The organism is Sanguibacter sp. 25GB23B1 (assembly GCF_040012415.1).
In the GTDB taxonomy this organism is placed as follows: Bacteria; Actinomycetota; Actinomycetes; order Actinomycetales; family Cellulomonadaceae; genus Sanguibacter.
Genome location: NZ_JBDYKL010000011.1, coordinates 1 through 23,149 on the forward strand (window position 1 = coordinate 1; position 23,149 = coordinate 23,149).

Below are 23,149 nucleotides of genomic sequence, written 5' to 3' on the forward strand. Positions count from 1 at the left end.
TATTAAGCACACTGTTGAGTTCTCAAAGAACGGACGCTCACCATTCCAGACCTTCCAGCCTGTACTCGGGGCAACCTCTCTAGCCTAACCTGCCCGATCCCGCCTGTCCAACCACCCTCACAGGCAACCGAACCACCAGAACCAAACCGGCCCCCCACGCTACACCGACAACCGGACACAGTCCGACCACCAACAACAAGCATGGGAACCAACCCCGGGACCAGCCACTTCGCGGCGGCTCTTGCGAGCTTCGCAGTGGTGTCTGTGCCTCCCTGTCGGGCTGACTTCCAGAACATTACGGGGACATGAACGCAGCCGTCAACTCGCTCGCGCGTGACCGCGGTCACGCGCGAGGCACGGAGCCCCTCCCTCCGTCCCTGGCGAGGCGTCAGACCGCGGACGGCCCTCGTTCGAGCAGCCGCACGAAGCCTGCCTCGTCAAGGATGACGAGTCCGAGCTCGCGCGCCTTCGTCTCCTTGGTCCCCGCGTTGTCCCCCACGACCACGTAGTCGGTTCTCTTCGAGACGGAACCGGAGGCACGTCCACCCCGCGCGATGATCGCCTCCTTGGCGCCGTCGCGGCTGAGCCCGTCGAGAGAGCCCGTCACGACGACGGTGAGCCCCTCCAGCGTCCGCGTGATCGACGGGTCGCGCTCGTCGCGCATCTGCACACCGGCCGAGCGCCAGGCGTCGACCACCCCGCGCCGCCAGCTCCCCTTCTCGCCGAACCACTCGGTCACGGCGGCGGCGATGGCTGGTCCCACACCCTCCGTGGCTGAGAGCTCCTCGCGCGTCGCAGCCTCGATGGCATCCATCGAGCCGAAGGCTGTCGCGAGCGCACGCGCCGCGGTGGGTCCCACGTGCCGGATGGACAGCGCGACGAGCGCCCGCCACAGCGGCTGCGTCTTGGCCTTCTCACGCTGGTCGAAGAACTTGGTCGTGGTCGCCGTGGGCTTCGGGGGGACCTTGGCGCTCCCCCTGGTCCAGAAGAACGGCACCTGCTCCCAGACCCCGGTCCCCTCGCCCGCCTTCCTCTTCTCGCGCCACACGAGCACGTCTCGGAGGTCGTCCACCGTGATGGCGAAGAATCGCGCCTCGTTCTCCAGGACGGGGACCTGCAGCGGAACGTCCGCACCCGCCGGCCGGTTCTGATCCGGGTTCACGAGCGCGACCGCCGCCTCCCAGCCGAGCGCCTCGATGTCGAAGGCACCTCGACCAGCGAGGTGGAAGATCCGCTCGCGGAGCTGGGAGGGACACGACCGCTGGTTGGGGCACCGGATATCGACGTCCCCCTCCTTGGCCGGCGCGAGCACCGTCCCGCACGAGGGGCACTCACCCGGCATGACGAACGCGCGCTCGGTCCCGTCACGGAGCTCGACGACCGGTCCGACGATCTCCGGGATGACGTCGCCCGCCTTGCGCAGGACGACCGTGTCACCGATGAGGACACCCTTGCGTCGCACCTCGCTCGCATTGTGGAGGGTGGCGAGCTCGACCGTCGAGCCGGCGACGAGTGCGGGCTGCATGAACCCGAACGGCGTCACTCGACCGGTCCGGCCCACGTTGACCCGGATGTCCAGGAGCTTCGTCGTGACTTCCTCCGGCGGGTACTTGAAGGCGATCGCCCAGCGCGGCGCGCGGCTCGTCGAGCCCAGGCGCCGCTGCACCGAGACCTCGTCCACCTTGACGACGATCCCGTCCAGCTCGTGCTCGATGTCGTGCCGTCGCTCGGCGAAGTGCGCGATCATCGCGTGCACCTCGTCGAGCGTGCCGACCACCAGGTTGTGACCCGACACGGGTACACCCCACGTGGCGAGGAGCGCATAGGCGTCGGACTGCCGTTCGAGGCGCGCGCCCGAACCCGCCGGCGCATCCGGCCAGCGCAGTGCGCCGACCCCGTGGGCGTACATGCGCAACGGCCGACCTGCCGTGACGCGTGGATCCTTCTGTCTGAGCGACCCGGCCGCCGCGTTGCGCGGGTTGGCAAACGGAGCCTTGCCGGCCTCGACCTGGGCCGCGTTGAGCGCGTCGAACTGGTCGACGAGCATGAAGACCTCGCCGCGCACCTCGATGAGCTCCGGGTGCGTCGCCGGATCACCGCCCAGCACGCTCGGGATGCTCACGATCGTCCGGGCGTTGAGGATGACGTCCTCCCCGGTGCGACCGTCGCCACGCGTCACAGCGCGGACGAGGCGCCCGCGCTCGTAGACGAGCGAGATGGCGAGCCCGTCGATCTTCACCTCGCAGAGGTAGTGCACCTCCGCATCGCCGACCTCCTTGTGGATGCGCTCCGCCCACGCAGCGAGCTCTGCCTCGTCGAAGGCGTTGTCCAGGCTGAGCATGCGCTCCACGTGGTCGACCGCGGTGAAGTCGGTCGAGAACGTCCCGCCCACTCGCTGGGTCGGCGACTCCGGGACACGCAGCTCCGGGTGCTCTGCCTCCACAGCCTCGATCTCGCGCAGGAGCATGTCGTACTCGGCGTCAGGGACGGTGGGGGCGTCCCGGACGTAGTAGGCGAACTGGTGCGCCTCGATCTTCTCCGCGAGGTCCTTCCACCGGGACCGCGCGTCGCTCACGCTGCCGTGCGCGAGGCCGGCCGAGCCGGTCTCGGCCGTCAGGATCGGAGGTGTCGTCTCGCTCACGTCCCCATCTTGCGTGCACGTAGCGTGTCGTGCTCGGTGAGGACGCCCGCCGAGAAGTCCCGGCGCGCCAGGGGTCCACGCCCGTAGGGTGGGTCCGCGCCGGCGCGGACGATCGCGCACGACCCGGCGCACCACGAGGAGGACCAGCCCATGAGCACCGACCGCCCGCACCGACCCGAGACCGGCTCCGCGAGCGTCACCTCGGCCGACGACCCGTTCCTCTGGCTCGAGGAGGTCGAGGGCGAGGACGCGCTCGGGTGGGTTCGCGAGCGCAACGCCGAGACCGCAGCGACCCTCGCAGCGACCACCGCGTTCGAGCGGACCACGGAACAGGTCCGGACGGTCCTCGACTCCGACGCGAAGATCCCTGGCGTCTCGAAGATCGGCGAGCTCTACTACAACTTCTGGAAGGACGCCGAGCACGTGCGAGGCCTGTGGCGCCGCACGACCCTCGACGAGTACCGCAAGCCCGAGCCCACGTGGGAGACGGTCCTCGACCTCGACGCCCTCGCCGAGGCCGAGGGCGAGAGCTGGGTGTGGCACGGCGCGAGCGTCCTGCGGCCGGAGTACCGGCGCGCGCTCGTCGACCTGTCGCGCGGTGGCTCCGACGCGGACGTCACCCGCGAGCTCGACCTCGTGACCCTGACCTTTGTCGAACCTGAGGACGGCGGATTCTACCGACCGGAGTCGAAGGGTGGTCTGGGCTGGGTCGACGACGACACGGTCTACGTCTACACCGACTTCGGCCCCGGCACGATGACCCCCTCGGGCTATCCGAGAGTCGTCAAGCGGTGGCACCGCGGCACTCCTCTCGAGACCGCAGAGACCCTCTTCGAAGGGCAGCCGGACGACATGTACATCCACGCCTTCCGCAGCCACACCCCCGGGTACGTCCGCGACTTCGTCGCGCGGGCAATCGAGTTCTACAGCTCGGAGCTCTACCTCCTGCGCGGCGACGAGCTCGTGAAGATCGACGTCCCGGCGTCCGCCGAGGTCGGCATCAAGCGCGAGTGGTTGCTCGTCGAGCTGCGGGACGACTGGACGGTCGGCGGGTGCACCTACGCCGCAGGCTCTCTGCTGGTCACCGGTCTCGACGCCTTCGTCGACGGGTCACGTGCGTTCGAGGTCCTGCTCGAGCCCACCGCGACCACGAGCCTCGCGGGCTCCGCGTGGACCGAGAACCACCTCGTGCTCAACGTGCTCGACGACGTGCGCAACCGTCTCCGCGTCCTCACCCCGCCCTCCACGGCACAGGGCACAGGTAGCGGCGATCGCGACGACGAGGACGGAGGCCCTCGCTGGTCGAGCCGACCACTGACAGGCGTGCCCACGATGGGCACCGTGGACGTCTCCGCGGTGGACAGCGACGAGTCCGACGACGTCTGGCTCGTGACCACCGACTACCTCACCCCGACGACCCTCTCGCTCCTGCCTCTCGGCTCGACGCCCGAGGAGCTCAAGTCGATGCCCGCGTTCTTCGACACCGACGGGCTGACGATCGACCAGCACTTCGCGGTCTCCGAGGACGGGACACGGATTCCCTACTTCGAGGTGCGTCGGGCGGACCTGCCGCTCGACGGGACCTCGCCCACGCTCCTCTACGGCTACGGCGGCTTCGAGATCTCTCTCACGCCCTCCTACTCCGGCGGCCTCGGTCGAGCGTGGCTCGAGCAGGGCGGCGTGTACGTCGTCGCGAACATCCGGGGCGGCGGCGAGTACGGTCCCCGCTGGCACCAGCTCGCGCTCAAGCAGCACCGGCACCGCGCCTACGAGGACTTCGTCGCAGTCGCGCGGGACCTCGTCGCGCGCGGTGTGACCTCGACGCCGCACCTCGGCGTGCAGGGTGGCTCGAACGGTGGTCTGCTCACCGGGAACATGCTCACGCAGCACCCCGACCTCTTCGGCGCCGTCGTCGTCCAGGTCCCCCTCCTCGACATGCGGCGCTACTCCCACCTGCTGGCCGGCGCGTCATGGACGGCCGAGTACGGCGACCCGGACGACCCGGAGCAGTGGGAGTTCATCAAAACCTTCTCGCCGTACCACCTCTTCGACCCTGAGCGCACCTACCCGCCGGTCCTGTTCACCACGTCGACCAAGGACGACCGCGTGCACCCAGGGCACGCCCGCAAGCTCGCCGCGGCGATGCTCGCGGCCGGGAAGGACGTCACGTACTACGAGAACATCGAAGGCGGCCACGGAGGCGCGGCGAACAACGCTCAGGCGGCGTACATGTCCGCTCTCGCGTACCGGTTCCTCTGGGAACGGCTCGCATAGCTCCGCTGGCCACTCTCGCTCGCCCGGCACCCGACGCCCCGCACCGGATCCCGGTCAGGGTTCGGGGTGCCGAGCGTCGTAGGAGAGCAGGCGGGGCTGCCAGCGCACGAGAGCGAGCAGCACGACGATGCACAGCAGCCCACCGACGACCGCGGCCCACCCCTCGCCCCACCACGTCGCCTGCGCACCGAGCACGAGATCCCCGAGTCGCGGCCCGCCCGCGACGACGACGATGAAGACGCCCTGCAGGCGACCACGCATGTCGTCCGGTGTCGCTGACTGGAGGATCGTCTGGCGGAACACCGAGCTCACCGCGTCCGACGCCCCGCACAGCACGAGCATGACGAGCGCCGCGACGAGCCCGACGACGAGGACGTCGCCCGGGTACGAGCGGCCGGCGAGGACGAGCACGACGCCGAAGCCGGCGACCGACAGTCCCCAGCAGATGATCGCCCACATGATGACGAGACCCTGGCGGTGCAGCCGGGTGAGGCCGCCCGAGAAGACTCCGGCGAGGAGCCCGCCCACCGCGAGCGCGGCCGTGAGCGCTCCCGTGGTCCCCTCCCCTCCGCCGAGCACGACCACGCCGACGGCGGGGAACAGCACCCGTGGCATCGCGAAGATCATGGCGGCGAGATCGACGAGGAAGGTCATACGGACGTTCGGGCGGGTCGCGAGATACCGCAGCCCCTCGACGACGGAGCCCAGGCCGACGACCCGGCGTCGAGCGCCGCCACCACGGCTGACCGAGCCAGGTCCCCCGTCGACGACCGGTCCGTCGGCAGGCTCCCCTGGCGCCTCCGCTGCCCCGGACGGCTCCGGCGGCATCCCCGGCAGCTGGACGAGGGCCCACAACGCAGCCGTGAAGCAGAGGACGTCGAGCGTGTAGACGGCTCCGTACCCCCACCGGGCGACGACGAGCGCCGCCGAGAGGGGACCCAGCGTGAGCGCGATGTTCCACGTGATCGTCATGAGCGTGTTCGCCGCGGGGAGGAGTCGGGGTTCGACGAGCCGCGGGATGATCGCCGACCGGGCGGGGTTGTTCACGGCGAACGCCGCGGACTGCAGCGCGACGAGGCCGTAGAGCACCGGCACGGAGTCGAGGCCGGCCCACGCCTGGGCCGCGAGCGCGATCGTCACGACCCAGAGCACGACGGATGCGCTGAGCGCCACCGTGCGGCGGTCGTACGCGTCGACGAGCGCGCCGCCGTAGAGGCCGAGCACGACGAGCGGGACGAGCGCGAACACCCCGAGGAGGCCGACGGAGAACGTCGACCCGGTGAGGGCGTAGACCTGGAGGCCGACGGCGACGACCGTGAGCTGTGCGCCGAGGTTCGACACCCCGAGCCCCCACCACAGGCGCCGGAAGGCCGGCGACGCACGGAGGGGCGTGGTGTCGACGAAGAGGCTGGGCACCTCGGGGATGCTACTCCGCACACCCGCGCCGCTCGGGCACCCACGCGACGTCCGCCGCCCGAGGTGTGCTCGTCGACCAGGGGCGACGAGTCAGTCGGCCGCGCGCTCCGCGAGGATCGCGGCAGCCCGCACGATCGTGCCGAGCGCACCACGTGCATGGTCGGGGCTGCCGGACGGGACACCTCGGGAGTCGACACCAGCGCCGGTGAGGACGACGTCCGCGAGATCAGAGGCCGGGAGGCCCATCCTCCGCCACGGCACACTCACCACGTCGGCGAGACCACGGACGTCCGTCCCGGCACACTGAGAGACCTTCGCCGGCGGCAGGCCGGCCCAGAAGGTCGTGCCGCGCTCGACGGCGCGGGCCACGAGCTCCCACCCGGTCGCGTTCCAGCCCTGGTCGACGGGGCCGAGGTCCATCCCGAAGCCGTCGGCGCCGGCCAGGACGACCGGGGCGATGCCCGCCCACGCCTGGCCGACGTGCACGACGCTCGTCACCCCGTCCGCGCGGGCCGTGTCGAGGACGGGTCGCAGACCACCGACGAGATCGGGGCCGTCGACCGGGCGCAGCCGCGACATGCCGGAGAAGGTCGGCAGGACCCCCGCGGCCACCTGGCCGAGGAGCGGCTCGTGGACCTGCACCGTGAGGTCGGCGCCGGGCACCTGGGCACGGATGTCACGGACGTGCTCGGCCAGGCCTCCGGCGAGCGACTCGGCGAGGGCCCGGACCGCACCGCGGTCCGACAGGACGCGGTCGCCCCGCGCGAGGTAGAGGGTCGCCGCGAGGGTCCACGGCCCGACCACCTGGAGCGTCAGCGGCCCCACGTACTCGTACGCCGCGATCGCGAGAGCGCCGAGGTCCTCCCGGAGGAAAGACCTCGCCCGGTCGCTGTCCATGCCGTCGTGGTCAGCGAGCTTCCACCCGTGCGGGCCGAGCTCGACCGGCATCTCGAGCAGCAGCGCCGCCGTGCGGGCGACCGGCTCCGCTCCTGGCCCACGCCCCGAGAGCTGCGTGAGGAACGGTAGACCTGTCACTCCCTCGGGCGCCTCGGAGAGGTCACCGAGCACAACCATCTGCGCCTCGAGCGGCTCGTGCCCGGGCCACGCTCCGGGACCGCTCGCACCCGTCACGGCGTGGAGGCCCGTCCCGCGTGCGCCGCGAGGCGTGCGGAGCTCGTCACCGTCGCCTGACCGAGCACGCGCGTGCCCGAGTATGCGACGAGGGACTGGCCGGCTGCGACGCCACGGAGCGTCGTCCCGACGAGGTCCACCTCCATGCCCGCCGCCCCGACGGCCCGCACCCGGGCGGGAACCGGCTCGCCGTGCGCACGGACCTGGACCGTCGCGTCGAACCAGCCGGAGCCCTGCGCCTCGAGACCCGCGGCGACGAGGACGTCCTCGGCGAGCCAGATCGTCTTCTCACCCTCGACGTGGTCGACCGAGAGGAGCTCGGCCGGACCCACGACGACCGTGTTCGTCACCGGCTGGACGTCGAGGACGTAGCGCGGCCTCCCGTCGGCTGCCGGGCGCCCGAGAGCCAGCCCCTTGCGCTGGCCGACGGTGTACGAGTACGCGCCGTCGTGCTCACCGACCTGGCGCCCGTCCGCATCGACGATCGCGCCGGGCTTGGAGCCGAGGTGGTCGCGGAGGAAGCCCTGCGTGTCGCCGTCCGCGACGAAGCAGATGTCGTACGAGTCCGGCTTGGTCGAGACGCTCAGTCCCCGCGCGGCCGCCTCGGCACGCACCTCGTCCTTCGTGGCGAAGTGTCCGAGCGGGAACATCGCCCGGCGCAACCGCTCTGGTCCCATGACCGCGAGCACGTAGGACTGGTCCTTGGGGGTGTTCGGTGAGCGGTGCAGCTCGCGGACCTCCTCGCCGTCGGCCGTCTGGCGCGTGACCACCTGGGCGTAGTGGCCCGTCGCGACCGCGTCGAAGCCGAGCGCCGTCGCCTTGTCGAGCAGCGCCTCGAACTTGATGTGCTCGTTGCACCGCACGCACGGGTTCGGTGTCCGCCCGGCCGCGTACTCGGACAGGAAGTCCGCCACGACGGTGTCCTCGAACTTTTCCGAGAGGTCCCACACGTAGTACGGGATGCCGAGGATGTCGGCGGCACGGCGCGCGTCGCCCGCGTCCTCGATGGAGCAGCACCCGCGCGACCCGCTGCGGAACTGGTCGCGGTTGCGCGACAACGCCATGTGGACGCCCACGACGTCGTGGCCCGCCTCGACCGCCAGAGCGGCCGCCACGGCAGAGTCGACTCCGCCGGACATCGCTGCGAGAACCCTCATGGGTGCACCTCCTGAGAACTACGGTTGCGGCTGGTCCCGAGACCTGCCGACGCGAGACCCGCCGCCGACGCCCGCGCGACCACGTCCGGGAGGACCTCCAGCAGGAGGTCGACGTCCGCGTCCGTCGACGTCTCGCCGAGAGAGAAGCGCAGCGCGCCGCGGGCGTCGTCCTCGCCCACGCCCATGGCCAGCAGGACGTGGGACGGCTGCGGGACGCCCGCCTGGCACGCCGAGCCGGTCGACGACTGGACCCCGGCGGAGTCCAGCAGGTAGAGCAAGGAGTCGCCCTCGCACCCGGCGAAGGTGAAGTGCGCGTTCCCCGGAAGACGGTGCTCGTCGCCGTCGCCCGACGGTTCAGGACCCCGCAGCGTCGCTGTCGGGACGGCGGCACGGACACCTGCCACGAGTCGGTCACGCAAGCGCGTCAGCCGCTCGGAGGTCTCCGGGACGGCGGCGACGGCCTCGCTCACCGCGACCGCGAAGGAGCGGATGCCGGCCGCGTCGAGCGTCCCCGAGCGCACCCCGCGCTCCTGGCCGCCGCCGTGGAGCACGGGCGTGAGGTCGAGCGTCCGCTTCGCGACCAGAGCCCCCACACCGACCGGGCCCCCGAGCTTGTGTGCGCTGACCGTCAACGCGTCGAGACCGCTCGCCGCGAAGTCCACCGGGACGTGGCCCACCGCCTGGACGGCGTCCGAGTGCACGGGGATGCCGTGGCTGCGAGCGGCGGCGACCACCTCGCCCACGGGCTGGATCGTCCCCACCTCGTTGTTCGCCCACATGATGCTGATGAGCGCCGTCTCGTCCGCGTGCGCCGCGAGCTCTGCGCGCAGTGCAGCGACGTCGACCACGCCGGCCGCGTCCACCGCGAGGAGGACGATCTCCGCTCCCGCGTGCTCGGCCATCCAGAACGCCGGGTCCAGCACGGCGTGGTGCTCGACGGCAGAGATGAGGATGCGGCGCCGTTCCGGGTGCGCGACCCTGCGCGCCCAGAACAACCCCTTGATCGCGAGGTTGTCCGCCTCCGTACCCCCACCCGTGAAGATGACCTCGCTGGGCCGGGCGCCGATCGCCGCCGCGAGCTGCTCCCGGGACTCCTCGACCACACGTCGGGCACCTCGCCCGGCCGCGTGCAGAGAGGACGGGTTCCCGGTGACAGCCAGCTGCTCTGTGTACGCCTCGATCGCGGCCGACGACATGGGGGTCGTCGCAGCGTGGTCGAGATAGGCGGAGCGGGGAGGAGTCACGATGACCCAGTCTACGAGCCGTGCCGGGTGACGACGCATCGTCGTGTCGCACGCCACCCGGCACCTCTCGACCCCTCACACCGCGGAGCCCGGGCTCAGGCCTTCCACACCTGGACGACCGACGGCCGCGGACCGGACGACTGGCCCGGTCCCGGCGTCACGCCAGCGGGGACATAGTCCGGGAAGAACGACCGCGGCGCGGCCACCGTCCCGTCCTCACCCGGGTGCTGCACGGCGACGAAGACCATCTCGTCGTCCTCGTGGATCACCGGCCCGCAGGTCTCTGCGTCGACCGGCACCGCGAGGAACTGCTGGACCCGCCCACGGTCCTTCCCCTCGAGCGGGACCTTGAAGAGACCGTCCGCGTACCCGATCGTCCCGGGCTGACCGTCCGTGGAGATCCACAGGTTGCCCGAGTCGTCGAACGCGACGTTGTCCGGGCACGAGATGGGTGAGACCTTCTCGCGCGGAAACCCTGCGAAGTACGTCGAGACGTTCTTCGCCGGGTCGCCGCACACGAGCAGGAGATTCCAGGAGAACGTCGTCGCCGTCGCATCGTCGCCGGTCTCCGCGATCTCTACCACGTGACCGTCACGGTTGCTCAGGCGCGGGTTGACCTCGGTCGCCCCCTCCTTGCCCGCCTTGCCACGGTCCGTGTTGTTCGTGCACTCCACGTACACGCGACCAGTCGTCGGGCTCGGCTCGACGTCCTCGCAGCGGTCCATCTTCGTGGCGCCGAGCGCGTCGGCCGCGAGGCGCGCGTTCACGAGCACGGAGGCGTCGTCGAAGCCCGGGACCTGGCTCACACCGTCGATCGTCAGCGCCAGCCACTCCCCCGTGCCGTCGAACGCACCGTCGGACGGGAGCGAACCCGTTCCGTCGATCTCTGCCGCCGGCGAGTCACCGGTGAAGCGCGCGACGTACAGCGAGCCCTGGCTGAGGAGCGTCCGGTTGAACGCGCGGTCCTTCTTCGACGCACCGTTGCGCATGGTGCTCGTCGAGACGAACTTGTACAGGTAGTCGAAGCGCTCGTCGTCACCCATGTAGGCGACGGCCTGGCCCGAGGGCGCGAGGAGGACGTTCGCGCCCTCGTGCTTGAAGCGACCGAGAGCGGTGTGCTTGACCGGTGGCGTCTCGGGCTCGTAGGGGTCGACCTCGACGATCCAGCCGAAGCGGTTCGGCTCGTTCTCGTAGCCGGGGTTGCGGGCGTCGAAGCGCGGGTCGAGGTGCTCCCAACCACCGGACGTCTCCGCGTCCCGCAGGCCGTAGCGCTTGTCCGCGTCCGACGTCCCGGCGGTGCGGAAGTAGCCGTTGAAGTTCTCCTCGCCGGACAGGACGGTGCCCCACGGCGTGGTGCCGCCGGCACAGTTGCCGAGCGTGCCGAGGACAGTGCGACCGGCGGGGTCCGCGACCGTCGTCATGAGGGGCGAGCCCGCAGCCGGGCCGTCGACCTCGAAGGCCGTCCCCGTGTGGATCCGACGGTTGTACCTGCTCACCGGGGAGTACACCCACGGCTTCGTCTTGCGCTTGCGGGTGAGCTCCACGACGGCCATCCCCTGCGCCGCCATCTGGATCCGCCGCTGCTCGGCGAGGGCTGCCGGGTCGCTCGTGGGCTCGAACATGATCGCCGGGTTGACGTACTCGTGGTTCGCGACGAGCAGCGCCTTGCGCGCCGCGTCGCGTCCCTTCGGGTCGCTGTTGCGGCCACGACCCTTCTGACGCGTCCGCCCGAACTCCTGGCCCGTGCCGTTCCAGAAGGCCACACCACGGGTGTCGTCGAGCGGGAGAATGTCGAGATAGTCGTTGTTGTAGCCGAACTGCAGGAGCTGCTGCTCGGCGCTCTGGGCTGCGGCGTCGAACGCTGCACCGCCGGCGAGGACCGGGTCGCCCCAGCGGATGATCGGGCTCCACCGGTAGCCGGCCGGGACGGTGAACGCGTCGACCGTCGCCGCCTGGGCGGGGATGGCGCCGAACGCCAGGCCGCGGCCGCTGCCGCCACCCTTCGCGTCGAGCGGAGCGGCGACCGCAGCGCCGGGAACCACCGACGGTCCGACCGCGATGGCCACCGCGCCGACGGCCGCCCCTCCGAGGACCGCCCGACGGCTGAGCGCGCGTTCCGCGACGTCACGGAAGTACTCGTTCGCGCTGCGGTTGGGGACGGGGTGGAAGCAGGCGTCGGCGCACTTGAGGTGGCAGGTGACGGCGCTGCGCTTCCCCTGCGTGTGGGATGCCATCGGCAGGAGCGAGCGGGCAGGGGGTGACGAGATCGTCATGGCGTTCTCCAGTCGAGGAGCGGGACGGACCTCGCGAACGCTATGCGCCGATCGTTATCACTCGTCCGTCCCATGGTGGACGGAAGGTGAACACCGGATGAAACCACCCAAACCCGTCGGATGCTCCCCCCTCGGGCCGGTCACCCCTTGTGACGGCGGATCTCCTCTGCAGCCTGCGGGAGCACGTCGGCGAGGTCGCCGACGACGCCGAAGTCGGCGATCTCGAAGATGGGCGAGTCCGGGTCGTTGTTCACCGCGATGATGACTCCCGAGGCCTGCATGCCACCGCGGTGGTGCGGTGCGCCAGAGATCCCAGCACCGATGTACACCCGCGGGGCGATCGTCACACCCGTCTGACCGATCTGCGCGTCGTGTCCCACCCAGCCCTCGTCCACGGCGTCGCGCGTCGCGCCGACCGCTGCCCCGAGCGCGTCCGCCAGGTCCTCGACGGGACCGAAGTCTCCCAGGGTGCCTCGACCGCCGGCGACGACGTACGCCGCCTCGGCGAGCGCAGGACGACCCGCGCCTCCGGGCGGCGCCTCGTGCTGCACCCGCGCGACGAGCGACGCGGCGGTGGCCGCAGGGCCGGGCGAGACCGCGAAGCGCTCGACCTGCACCTCGCTCGGCTCCGCAGCCACGGCGGGGACCACGGCGTTCGGACGCACGGTGAAGACCGCCACGGGCGTCGTCACGGCGCAGGACACGTCCCACGAACCGGCGAAGACACGCTTCGACCCGACGAGGCCGCCGGCCTCCGTCGCCTCGGACACCTCGGCGACGTCGAGCACGAGACCAGACCGTGTCGCGCGGGCGAGCCGGGCCGCGACCTCCCTGTTGACGAAGGACGACGAGAGAAGGACGACGTCGGCACCGGCCGCAACGAGCGCCACCTCGAGCGCCTCGGCGGCGACCGGCGTCAGGTGGACGACGGACGGGTCCAGCGTGCCGAGGTCGGCGACGAGCACCCGGTCGACGCCGTGGGCGGAGAGGTCCGACAGCGTCTCGCTGCTCGGGTCGCTCAGTGCGACCGCCGTCGTCGGGCCGAGCGTCCGGGCGAGCGTCAGCAGCTCGAGCGCCGGTGAGCGCAGGCCCTCCGCCGGGGTGTCGAGCAGGACGAGGACGCTTCGAGCGCCACGCGGATCAGCCATTTCAGTCCCGTTTCGTGGTTCAGGCACGGTGGATTCAGACAAGGTCGTTGCGGATGAGGTAGTCGGCGAGGGCGCGACCGCCCTCGCCCTTGTCCACCACGAGCTCGGCGGGCTCACGTGGCGGCCGCGGCGCGCTGGAGACGACGCGCGCGCGAGCCCCGGCCTCCCCCACGGTGCCGGCGGCGAGGCCGACAGCGGCGAGGTCCCAGGCCACGATCTCCTTCGACCGCGCCGCCATGATGAGCTTGAAGTTCGGGTAGCGGGGGGTGTTCACGTGGTCGGTGACGCTCACCACGGCCGGGAGAGGCGCTGTGAGCGTCTCTGTCACGCCATCGAGGTCGCGGTCGATCTCGACCTGGCCGTCGGCGACCGACAGGCGCGACGCGAGGGTGAGCTGCGGGAGCTCGAGCTCGGCGGAGAGCAACGCCGGCACCACGGAACCGAGGCCGTCGAGCGCAGCCATCCCGGTGATGACGAGGTCCACGGGTCCGGTCTGCGCGAGGGTGCGCACCGCAGCCGCGATCGCGGCCGCCGTCCCGAAGACGTCCGAGCCTGCGAGCGCGTCGTCCGTCAGCCGGACCGCGCTGTCGACGCCCAGCTGGTACGCCTTGCGCAGCGCGGCGTCGGCCTCGACCGGCCCGACGGTGAGCGCGACGACCTCGCTCGCCGCACGACCCTCCTCGCCGAGCGCCTCGACGAGCTGCAGCGCAGCCTCGATCGCGTTCTCGTCGAGCTCGTTGAGGGTGCCCTCGTCGGCTCCGCGCGCGACGCGGCCGTCGGCGCTGAACTGACGATTCGAGTGGATGTCCGGGACATGCTTCACCGGAACGACGATCCTCATGGCAAGCAGCTCTCTCTTCCATCGCGACACGACCGCATGCAGCCTACAACGCCGCCACGACGATCCCTCGACCGGTCCACGTGTGCACGAGCAGGACGGAGACGAGCGAGAATTGTCTCCATGACCGAACCATCAGGCGGATCCGCACACAGTCCCGTCCCTCCGTTCGGAGTCCATCTCGAGGGCGACGGAGTGCGTGTCGCCGTGCTCGCCTCGCACGCCACGGGCGTCGACCTCTGCCTCGTCGACCCCGCTCCGCCGACCGGGGCGGACGACGCGCCGTCGTACACGGAGCGCCGCATCCCGCTCGTGGAGAAGAGCTACGGGGTGTGGCACGGGTTCGTGCCCGGCGTCCGCGAGGGTCAGCGGTACGGGTTCCGCACCCACGGCGCCTGGGACCCGCACGCGGGGCTGCGGCACAACCCGGCCAAGCTCCTCGTCGACCCCTACGCGCGCGGCCTCGTCGGCGAGCTCGACTTCGGGCCCGTCACGTACGGGCACGTCGCCGACGGCCATCCCTCCACGGGCGGCGTGACCGGAGACCCGTGCGGTCCGGCAGACGACCGGGACTCGCTCGCGCACGTGCCGCACTCCGTCGTCGTCGCGCCGCGCGTCGGCCACCCGCCGGTGTCCCGTCCGCACGTCCCGTGGCGGGACACCGTCATCTACGAGGCGCACGTCCGTGGTCTCACGCGCCAGCTCGACGCCGTCCCCGAGCACCTCCGCGGCACCTATGCAGGACTGGCTCACCCCGCGACCATCCAGCACCTCCGCGATCTCGGGATCACCACCGTCGAGCTCCTGCCGATCCACGCGTTCGCCGACGAGCCGCACCTCGTGGCCAAGGGGCTGACCAACTACTGGGGCTACAACACCCTCGGCTTCTTCGCCCCGCACGCCGACTACGCCACCCGCGCCGCCCAGGAGGCCGGGCCGGGCGCCGTCCTCGACGAGGTCAAGGGCATGGTCCACCTGCTCCACGCGGCAGGCATCGAGGTCATCCTCGACGTCGTGTACAACCACACCTCCGAGGGTGGCGCGCCCGGACAGCACGTCTCCTGGCGAGGACTCGACAGCTCGGCCTACTACCTGCACGACGGCGGCTCCCCCGCCATGCTCGTCGACGTCACGGGCTGCGGGAACTCGCTCGACTTCCGCCGACCGCGCGTCGTCCAGATGGCGCTCGACTCGCTGCGCTACTGGGCGCAGGAGATCGGCGTGGACGGCTTCCGGTTCGACCTCGCCGTGACGCTCGGGCGCGACAGCGCCGGGTTCACGACGAACCACCCGTTCCTCGTCGCCCTCCAGACAGACCCGCTCCTCAGCCGGCTCAAGCTCGTCGCCGAGCCGTGGGACGTCGGGATGGGCGGCTGGCAGACAGGCCACTTCCCACCGCCGATGGCCGAGTGGAACGACCGGTTCCGCAACGCGGTGCGGTCCTTCTGGCTCTCCGACCCTGCACAGGCCGCGCACGGCCGCCCCGGTCACGGCATCCGGGAGCTCGCGACCCGGCTCGCCGGTTCCGCCGACCTCTTCGGCCACAGCGACCCACCCCACGTCCGCGGGCCGGTCGCCTCGATCAACTACATCACCGCGCACGACGGCTTCACCCTCGCCGACCTCGTCGCCTACGAGCACAAGCACAACCAGGCGAACGGCGAGAACGGACAGGACGGCAGCAACGACAACAGGTCGTGGAACCACGGGATCGAGGGACCCGTCCAGGCCGACTCCGTGGGGATGGAGATCGCCCCGATGCGCCGCCGGTCCGTCCGCAACCTCCTCGGGACGCTCCTGCTCTCCGCCGGAACCCCGATGATCACCGCCGGGGACGAGATGGGACGCACCCAGCGCGGCAACAACAATGCCTACTGCCAGGACAACGAGATCTCGTGGGTCAGCTGGGACCTGTCGCCGTGGCGCAAGGACCTTCTCGACACCACGCGCTACCTGCTGGCGCTGCGCCGGGAGCACGCGGCCCTGCGAGCCGACGAGTTCTTCCTCGGGAGCCCTGCGCCCCTCGACGGCCCCGACCAGCCGGACCTGGCGTGGTACGACAGCCGCGGGCAGCACGTCACCCACGCGCTGTGGCACGACCGTGAGGTCCGTACCCTCCAGATGCTGCGTCGCGGACGCCGGGCGCCCGGCGCTCCGCGCGACGAGGCGCACGTCCTCCTCGTGGTCAACGGCACGCTCGACGACGCCCACGTCCACCTCGCGGGAGACGGCAACAGCACCCGCACCTGGACGCTGGCGTGGGACAGCGCGTGGGAGAACCCTGCGGACGGCGACGGGGACGACGAGAACGGGCAGTCGGCTGACGGTGCGAGCCAGGGGACGGGCGAGCTCGCTGCCGGAGCCCTCGTCCAGCTCCAGCCGCTCTCGACGCAGGTCTACCTCGCCTTCCCTCCGCAGGACGCTCCGGGCGTCGCCGACGCCTGAGGTCCTGCACCTGAGGTGCCACGTGCGGCGTTGCCCCAGACATCCCGGTGACGATGTCGGTGGACCGGTCCATCATGGTGAGATGCTGCCCCACGACGCGCCGCCGCGATCGCTCGTCGGGCGCGCCGACGAGCTCGCACACCTCGAGGCGCTGCTCGGCCTCGAGGGTGCGCCGCGCACGGCGGACGCGGTGCTCCTCGCCGGCGACGCCGGCGTCGGCAAGACCCGCCTGCTCACCGAGCTGCACGCCCACGCGCGCGCGGAGGGCTGGCGCGTCCTCGTGGGCCACTGCGTCGACCTCGGCGACAGCGCGTTGCCCTACCTCCCGTTCACGGAGATCCTCGGCCAGCGCGAGCCTGGGCTGGACGCTCCCGGGTCACCGGGCGCCGGTGCCGACGGTCCCGTCGGCACCGGCGGCGCCCGCACCTCGCTCGAGCGTCTGCACCCGGCGCGCCGCATCCTCTCCCACCTGGCGGCCGGCGAGTCGGTGAACACCGACCGTGTCGCCCTCTTCGACGCGGTGCACGCTGCGCTCGACGGCCTCGCCCAGGACGTTCCCGTCCTCCTCACCGTCGAGGACCTCCACTGGGCCGACCGCTCGACGTGCGAGCTCCTCGGGTACCTCTTCACCCGGGGCTTCGCTCACCACGTCTCGATCGTCGTCTCCTACCGGGGCGAGGACCTGCACCGCAAGCACCCGCTGCGCCCCACGGTCGCCGAGTGGTCGCGGCTCCCCCGCCTGGTCCGCTGCACGCTCGACCCCCTCCCGGACGCCGCGGTCCGCGCGATCGTCCGGTCGCTCGCCCCCGCGCCGCTCACGGAGCACCGGATGCACGCCATCGTCACGCGCGCGGAAGGGAACGCCTTCTTCGCCGAAGAGCTCGTCGCAGCCGCCCCCACGAGCACAGACCGGCTCCCGGACGACCTCGCGAGCCTGCTCCTCGTCCATCTCGACCAGCTCGAGGGGGCAGCCCGCGAGGTGACGCGGGCCGTGGCGTGCGGTGGGCGCCGCGTCCCGCACGCGCTCCTGGCCGAGGTAGCGGGACTCGACCCCGCGACCCTCGACGCAGCTCTGCGCGCCGCCGTGGACGCCCACGTCCTGGTCGCGATCGGCCACGACGGATACGGGTTCCGGCACGCACTCCTGGCCGAGGCCATCTACGACGACCTCCTGCCGGGCGAGCGGTCACGCCTGCACGGCGCGTACGCCGCAGCACTGACCCGGCACGGAGCCAACGGCACGGCGGCCGAGCTCGCCCGCCACGCTCGGAACGCCCACGACACCGAGACGGCTCTCGCCGCGAGCATCGTCGCGGGCGACGACGCCATGCGTGTCGGTGGGCCCGACGAGGCCGCGCAGCACTACCAGACCGCCCTCGACCTGCTGCGCGCCAGGCCACAGGACGCCTCGGCCGTCGATGCGGTGGCACTGACGACGAAGGCCTGCGACGCGCTCGTCGCCGCCGGGAACCTGCACCGTGCCCTCGCCCTCGTCGAGGACGCCCTCACCAGCCTCCCCGCGGACGCTGAGCCGAGCGACCGCACCGCGCTCCTCGTCGCCCTCGCGGGCGCGGCGCTCCTCACCGACAGCACCGTCCACGCCGTCGACGCGACGACCGAGGCGATGGCCCTGCTCCCTGCGGGCGACACACCGCTGCGCGCACGGCTGCTGAGCATCCACGCGCGCGCGACCGCCGACTGGCAGCGGAGCGACGAGGCCCGCCGGTGGGCGAGCGAAGCGCGCCGCCTCGGCGCGCAGCTGGGGTTGTCGCAGGTCGTCACCGACGCCACCACCACCCTCGCACGGCTCGACGAGTGGGCGGGCGACCCGTCGAGCGCCCGGACGGTGTTCGAGCAGACCGTCGCCCAGGCCCGCGCCGAGGGCGACAGCCTGGCCGAGCTGCGCGGGCTGCACCACCTCGGCGGGCTGCACTTCGAGGCGGGCCGGTACGACGAGGCCCTCGACGCCTACCGGTTCGCCACCCGACGCGCGCACGAGACGGCCCGCCCCTGGGCCCCCTTCGGGCTCGACTCACGGCTGCTCGCCGGCATCAGCGCCCACATCCTCGGCCGGTGGGACCTCGCTCTCCGGATCGTCGACGTGACCGGCGAGTCCCCACCCCCGATCGCCGAGGCGCTGCTCGCCGCCGTCGGGCTCCAGGTCGCCGCGGGTCGCGGCGACGCAACCGCCCTCGACCTCGTCCCTCACCTGCGTCCGTGGTGGGAGCGCGACGGTCTCGTCGCGGTCCTCGCCGCAGCCGCAGCGATCGACCTGCACGGTGCCGCCGGTGACCTCGAGGGGGCCGTCGAGGTCCACGACGACGCGGTCCGCACCCTGAGAGTCCTGTGGCAGGTCGACGCGTTCCATGCGCAGATCCGGCTCGGAGCACTCCTCCTCGGCCAGATCTCCGCCGCCGCCCGACGGCCGGGGGCGGACCTGGCGGTGCTGACGACAGTGCGGGACGCTGTCCTCGTCGACGCACAGGCCGTCATGGCCGACGTGGCGTCGCGCCCCCAGCCGTTCGGCCCGGAAGGGCTGGCCTGGTGGGACCGGCTCGTCGCCGAGCACACCCAGGCGCGGCGGCGGACCGAGCGCGACGGGCCGGACGAGGCGACCCTCGTGACGACGTGGGAAGCCTCGGTCGCCGCCTTCGACGCCATGGGGAACGTCTTCGAGTCGGCGAGGTCGCGGGCACGCCTGGGCTCCGCCCTCCAGGACGCCGGTCGGATCGAGGAGGCGGGGCGCGTCCTCTCCGAGGCCTACGACACCGCTCGGCGCCTCCAGGCCCGTCCCCTTCTCCGCGAGCTCGCGGAGCTCGGCACCCGCAGGGGCTCCGCCGGCAGCACGAGCCCCTACCGCCCCGCCCTCACCTCCCGCGAGGTCGAGATCCTCACGCTCGTCGGCACCGGCCGGTCGAACACGGACATCGCCCGGCTCCTGTCGATCAGCCCGAAGACCGTCAGCGTGCACGTGTCGAACATCCTCGCCAAGCTCGGCGCGAGCAACCGCACCGAGGCGGTAGCCATCGCTCGGGCCGACGCCCTCCTCCCCCTCTGACGCACGGTCGACCTCCCACGGTCGATGGCGCACGCACGACGAGGGCCCCGCCGTCCGGCGGGGCCCTCGTCGTGCGTGTCGTGCGAGCTGCTGGTCGGTCAGACCGCAGCGGCCACGGGCTCGCGGGTCGCGGTAGCGACGTTCTCGGAGCGGGCCTGGGCGAGGAGCCACTGGCTCCAGCCGAGGAGGATGAACATGACGCCCAGTCCCATGACCAGCGCGGAGACTCCGTAGGCGACGACCGAGGTGAAGAGCGACGCCCGGAGGAAGGAGCCGTTCATCACGGTGGTGCGCTGCTCGCCGAGCGCCTCGATCTCGTCAGCGTTGCCCTCGGCGTCGGCGGCCTTGAGTGCGGCGACCTCTGCACCGATCTCCGCGTACGTCTTGCCGTCGCTGCCGGCGAGTGCGTGCTCGTTGATGGCGTTGGCCTGGGCGAAGGCGGTGAACGGGCCGGCGACGGGCTTGCCGGCGAGTGCGCCGGGCTCCTCGTCGCTGACGGCGGAGACGGTGATCTCTTCGGCCTTGAGCTGCGACGAGATCATTCCCCAGACCACGCCACCGGCGATGACGAGGACGAGGCCGGCGACCATGGAGAGGATCGCGATGATGGCGATGGGCTTGCGGGACGTAACGGTGCTCGACATTTCAATACCCCTCAGTATTTTCCGGGCTTTCGGTATCCCGGTTCGCTGTGCGGCGATGAGACAACCGTATGGGCACTGAGGTGCAGTTCTCCGGGACTTAAGACTCACTCTGTCAGATCCCTGCGGGTGACTCTGGCGGGCCTCCAGCCAGGGACGGCCCCGGCGCGCGCGGGCCTCCAGCCACCACGCACGTGTGGCCCGTGCCCCACGGGGACACGGGCCACACGCAGCCGCGATCAGGCGTTCGCGACGAGCCCCAGCTCGGCGACGTTCGCGAGGCCGTCGTGCTTGGGCACGATGCGGACGGTGTACCCGAACGGTCCGGAGGAGTCGAGGACGACCTCGCCACCGAAGGAGTAGCGCCCGCCCTCCAGGGTCTCCAGCACGCTCAGAGGCTCCGCGACGAACGACGACATCTCGTCCGACTCGGAGACCTTGCCGTGCACGACCTGCACGTCGACGTCTGCCGGGGTCAGGGCGCCGAGGGAGACGTACGCGTGGACCGCGAGGCGGTCACCCACCTGCGGCGCCTCGCCGAGGCCCGCCGACTCGACGTGGTCGACCCGGACGTGCGCCCAGTCACCTCGGATCGTCTGCTTCCACTGCGCCAGCTGGCGTGCACCCGAGAAGTCTGAGCCGTGCAGCGTGCGGCCCGCACGAGCAGCCGGTGCGTACAGACCCTTGACGTAGTCCGCGACCATCCGCGTCGCCTGGACCTTCGGCCCGAGCGTCGCGAGCGTGTGCCGCACCTGCTGCATCCAGTGCTGCGGCACGCCGTCGGCGCCACGGTCGTAGAAGCGCGCAGCGACCTGCGACTCGATGAGGTCGTAGAGCGCGGCGGCCTCGAGGTCGTCACGACGATCCGCGTCCTCGACACCGTCGGCCGTCGGGATGGCCCACCCGTTCTCGCCGTCGAACCACTCGTCCCACCAGCCGTCGAGGATGGAGAGGTTGAGACCACCGTTGAGGGCCGCCTTCATGCCCGAGGTACCGCACGCCTCGAGCGGGCGGAGCGGGTTGTTGAGCCACACGTCGCACCCGGGGTACAGCGTCTGCGCCATGCCGATGTCGTAGTTCGGGAGGAACACGATGCGGTGCCGCACAGCGGGGTCGTCGGTGAACTTCACGAGCTGCTGGATGAGGCGCTTGCCCTGGTCGTCGGCAGGGTGGGACTTGCCGGCGATGATGAGCTGGACGGGGCGCTCGGGGTCGAGCAGCAGCGAGCGCAGGCGGTCCGGGTCGCGGAGCATGAGCGTGAGCCGCTTGTAGGTCGGGACGCGCCGGGCGAAGCCGATGGTCAGGACATCGGGCGAGAGCGCCTCGTCGATCCAGCCCAGCTCGGCGGGGCTGGCGCCGCGCTTGCGCCACGACTTGCGCAGGCGGAGCCGCGCGTCGTCCACGGTCTGCGAGCGCAGCGCGCGGCGGACGTCCCACAGCTCGGCGTCGCTCACGGCGTCCGTGCGGAGCCATCCGTCGGCCGACTCCAGCTCGTCGACGCTGAACCGGGACTCGGCCAGCTCGCTGATGCGGCGGTCGACCCAGGTCGGGGCGTGGACGCCGTTCGTGACGGATCCGATGGGGACCTCGGTCTCGTCGAAGCCCGGCCAGAGCCCGTTGAACATCCCGCGGGAGACCTCGCCGTGGAGGAGGGAGACGCCGTTGGCGCGACCGCCCAGGCGCAAGCCCATCAGTGCCATGTTGAAGACGGTGGGGTCGCCGCCCTCGAAGTCCTCGGCACCGAGAGAGAGGATCCGGTCGAGCGGTACGCCGTGGATCTCGTTGGCACCGCCGAAGTACTGGCTGATCGTGTCCACGCCGAAGCGGTCGATCCCGGCGGGCACAGGCGTGTGCGTCGTGAAGACGGTGGCGGAGCGCACGGCTTCGAGAGCCTCGTCGTAGGACAGCCCGTGGTGGTTGACGAGCTCGGCGATGCGCTCGACGCCGAGGAACCCGGCGTGGCCCTCGTTCGTGTGGTAGACCTCGGGCTCGGGTGCCCCGGTCAGCCGGGACCACAGACGCAGCGCGCGCACACCGCCGACGCCGAGGAGGAGCTCCTGCTGGAGGCGGTGCTCCCCGCCGCCGCCGTAGAGGCGGTCGGTGACCTTGCGAGCGAGGTCGTCGTTCTCGGGGATGTTCGAGTCGAGGAGGAGCAGCGGGACACGACCGACGGCCGCCATCCACACGTGGGCGTGCAGCGTCCGGCCGCCTGGCAGCGCGATGCTCACCGTCGCAGGGAGCCCGTCGTCCTCGCGGATGAGGGTGATGGGGAGCCCGTCCGGGTCGAGCAGAGGGTAGTCCTCGACCTGCCAGCCGTCGCGCGTGAGGGACTGGACGAAGTAGCCGGCGCCGTAGAGGAGGCCGACGCCGACGATGGGGACGCCGAGGTCGGAGGCGCTCTTGAGGTGGTCGCCCGCGAGGATCCCGAGCCCTCCGGAGTACTGCGGCAGGACCTTCGTGATGCCGAACTCGGGCGAGAAGTACGCGATGGCTGCGGGGAGGTCTTCTCCGGCGCTCTGGTACCAGCGCGGGCTCGTCATGTAGTCGCGCAGGTCCGATGCTGCGGCGCGGACGGCACCGACGAGGTCCTCGTCGCGGGCGAGCGTCGCCAGCTTGTCCGGCGTCAGCGCACCGAGGAGGGCGACCGGATCGCCCTTGACCTCGTGCCAGACCTCCGGGTCGAGGGCCGCGAAGAGATCGCGGGTCGGAGCGTGCCACGACCACCGAAGATTGTGGGCCAGCTCGTCCAGATCCTGGAGAGCGGCGGGCAGGACGGTGCGGACGGTGAATCTACGGATGGCTTTCACGGTCCGACAGTACCGAGCAAAAGTGGATTGCACACCTATTTCTGAGAACGCGTCTGAAACGGGTGCAAGAACTTTC

General features: G+C 71.5%; 13 protein-coding genes. 3 read left to right on the top strand and 10 right to left on the bottom strand.

Annotated features, from left to right (window positions below; translation table 11 throughout):
* Window positions 1–388: 388 nt before the first annotated feature.
* Window positions 389–2,575: an NAD-dependent DNA ligase LigA gene (ligA, locus tag ABKW26_RS08370; RefSeq protein WP_348592760.1), complete on the bottom strand. Its 2,187-nt coding sequence runs from the start codon at window positions 2,573–2,575 to the stop codon at window positions 389–391.
* A 216-nt stretch (window positions 2,576–2,791) separates the two neighbouring features.
* Between ligA and ABKW26_RS08375 the strand changes: the two genes are divergently transcribed.
* A complete protein-coding gene (locus ABKW26_RS08375; protein WP_348592631.1) occupies window positions 2,792–4,915 on the top strand; it encodes a prolyl oligopeptidase family serine peptidase in 2,124 nt (707 codons plus the stop codon).
* A gap of 54 nt (window positions 4,916–4,969) precedes the next feature.
* On the opposite strand, the gene ABKW26_RS08380 is transcribed toward ABKW26_RS08375, so the two are convergent.
* From ABKW26_RS08380 to ABKW26_RS08410, 7 genes are all read right to left on the bottom strand, one after another.
* The gene (locus ABKW26_RS08380; protein ID WP_348592633.1) at window positions 4,970–6,331 is read right to left on the bottom strand and encodes an MFS transporter; all 1,362 of its coding nucleotides are present in this window, start codon (window positions 6,329–6,331) and stop codon (window positions 4,970–4,972) included.
* A 90-nt stretch (window positions 6,332–6,421) separates the two neighbouring features.
* Entirely contained in the window at window positions 6,422–7,462 is a 1,041-nt protein-coding gene (locus tag ABKW26_RS08385; protein ID WP_348592635.1) for a hypothetical protein, read from the bottom strand.
* Window positions 7,459–8,619 carry a tRNA 2-thiouridine(34) synthase MnmA gene (mnmA, locus tag ABKW26_RS08390; protein WP_348592637.1) on the bottom strand — a complete coding sequence of 387 codons (1,161 nt, stop codon included), beginning with the start codon at window positions 8,617–8,619 and terminating at the stop codon, window positions 7,459–7,461. The genes ABKW26_RS08385 and mnmA overlap by 4 nt, the downstream gene beginning before the upstream one ends.
* Window positions 8,616–9,902, bottom strand: a complete 1,287-nt coding sequence (locus tag ABKW26_RS08395; RefSeq protein ID WP_348592762.1) for a cysteine desulfurase family protein — start codon at window positions 9,900–9,902, stop codon at window positions 8,616–8,618. The genes mnmA and ABKW26_RS08395 overlap by 4 nt, the downstream gene beginning before the upstream one ends.
* Window positions 9,903–9,958: 56 nt before the next feature.
* A complete protein-coding gene (locus ABKW26_RS08400) occupies window positions 9,959–12,136 on the bottom strand; it encodes a PhoX family phosphatase (protein WP_348592639.1) in 2,178 nt (725 codons plus the stop codon).
* Between the two features lie 140 nt (window positions 12,137–12,276).
* Window positions 12,277–13,284: an electron transfer flavoprotein subunit alpha/FixB family protein gene (locus ABKW26_RS08405; protein WP_348592641.1), complete on the bottom strand. Its 1,008-nt coding sequence runs from the start codon at window positions 13,282–13,284 to the stop codon at window positions 12,277–12,279.
* Window positions 13,285–13,318: 34 nt separating this feature from the next.
* Entirely contained in the window at window positions 13,319–14,125 is an 807-nt protein-coding gene (locus ABKW26_RS08410) for an electron transfer flavoprotein subunit beta/FixA family protein (protein WP_348592642.1), read from the bottom strand.
* A 120-nt stretch (window positions 14,126–14,245) separates the two neighbouring features.
* Between ABKW26_RS08410 and glgX the strand changes: the two genes are divergently transcribed.
* Both glgX and ABKW26_RS08420 read left to right on the top strand, forming a co-directional pair.
* A complete protein-coding gene (glgX, locus tag ABKW26_RS08415) occupies window positions 14,246–16,567 on the top strand; it encodes a glycogen debranching protein GlgX (RefSeq protein WP_348592644.1) in 2,322 nt (773 codons plus the stop codon).
* 82 nt (window positions 16,568–16,649) lie between these two features.
* The gene (locus tag ABKW26_RS08420) at window positions 16,650–19,625 is read left to right on the top strand and encodes an AAA family ATPase (protein ID WP_348592646.1); all 2,976 of its coding nucleotides are present in this window, start codon (window positions 16,650–16,652) and stop codon (window positions 19,623–19,625) included.
* A gap of 98 nt (window positions 19,626–19,723) precedes the next feature.
* On the opposite strand, the gene ABKW26_RS08425 is transcribed toward ABKW26_RS08420, so the two are convergent.
* Entirely contained in the window at window positions 19,724–20,269 is a 546-nt protein-coding gene (locus ABKW26_RS08425; RefSeq protein WP_348592648.1) for an aromatic ring-opening dioxygenase LigA, read from the bottom strand.
* A gap of 236 nt (window positions 20,270–20,505) precedes the next feature.
* Window positions 20,506–23,073, bottom strand: a complete 2,568-nt coding sequence (gene glgP, locus ABKW26_RS08430) for an alpha-glucan family phosphorylase (RefSeq protein WP_348592650.1) — start codon at window positions 23,071–23,073, stop codon at window positions 20,506–20,508.
* Window positions 23,074–23,149: the final 76 nt, after the last annotated feature.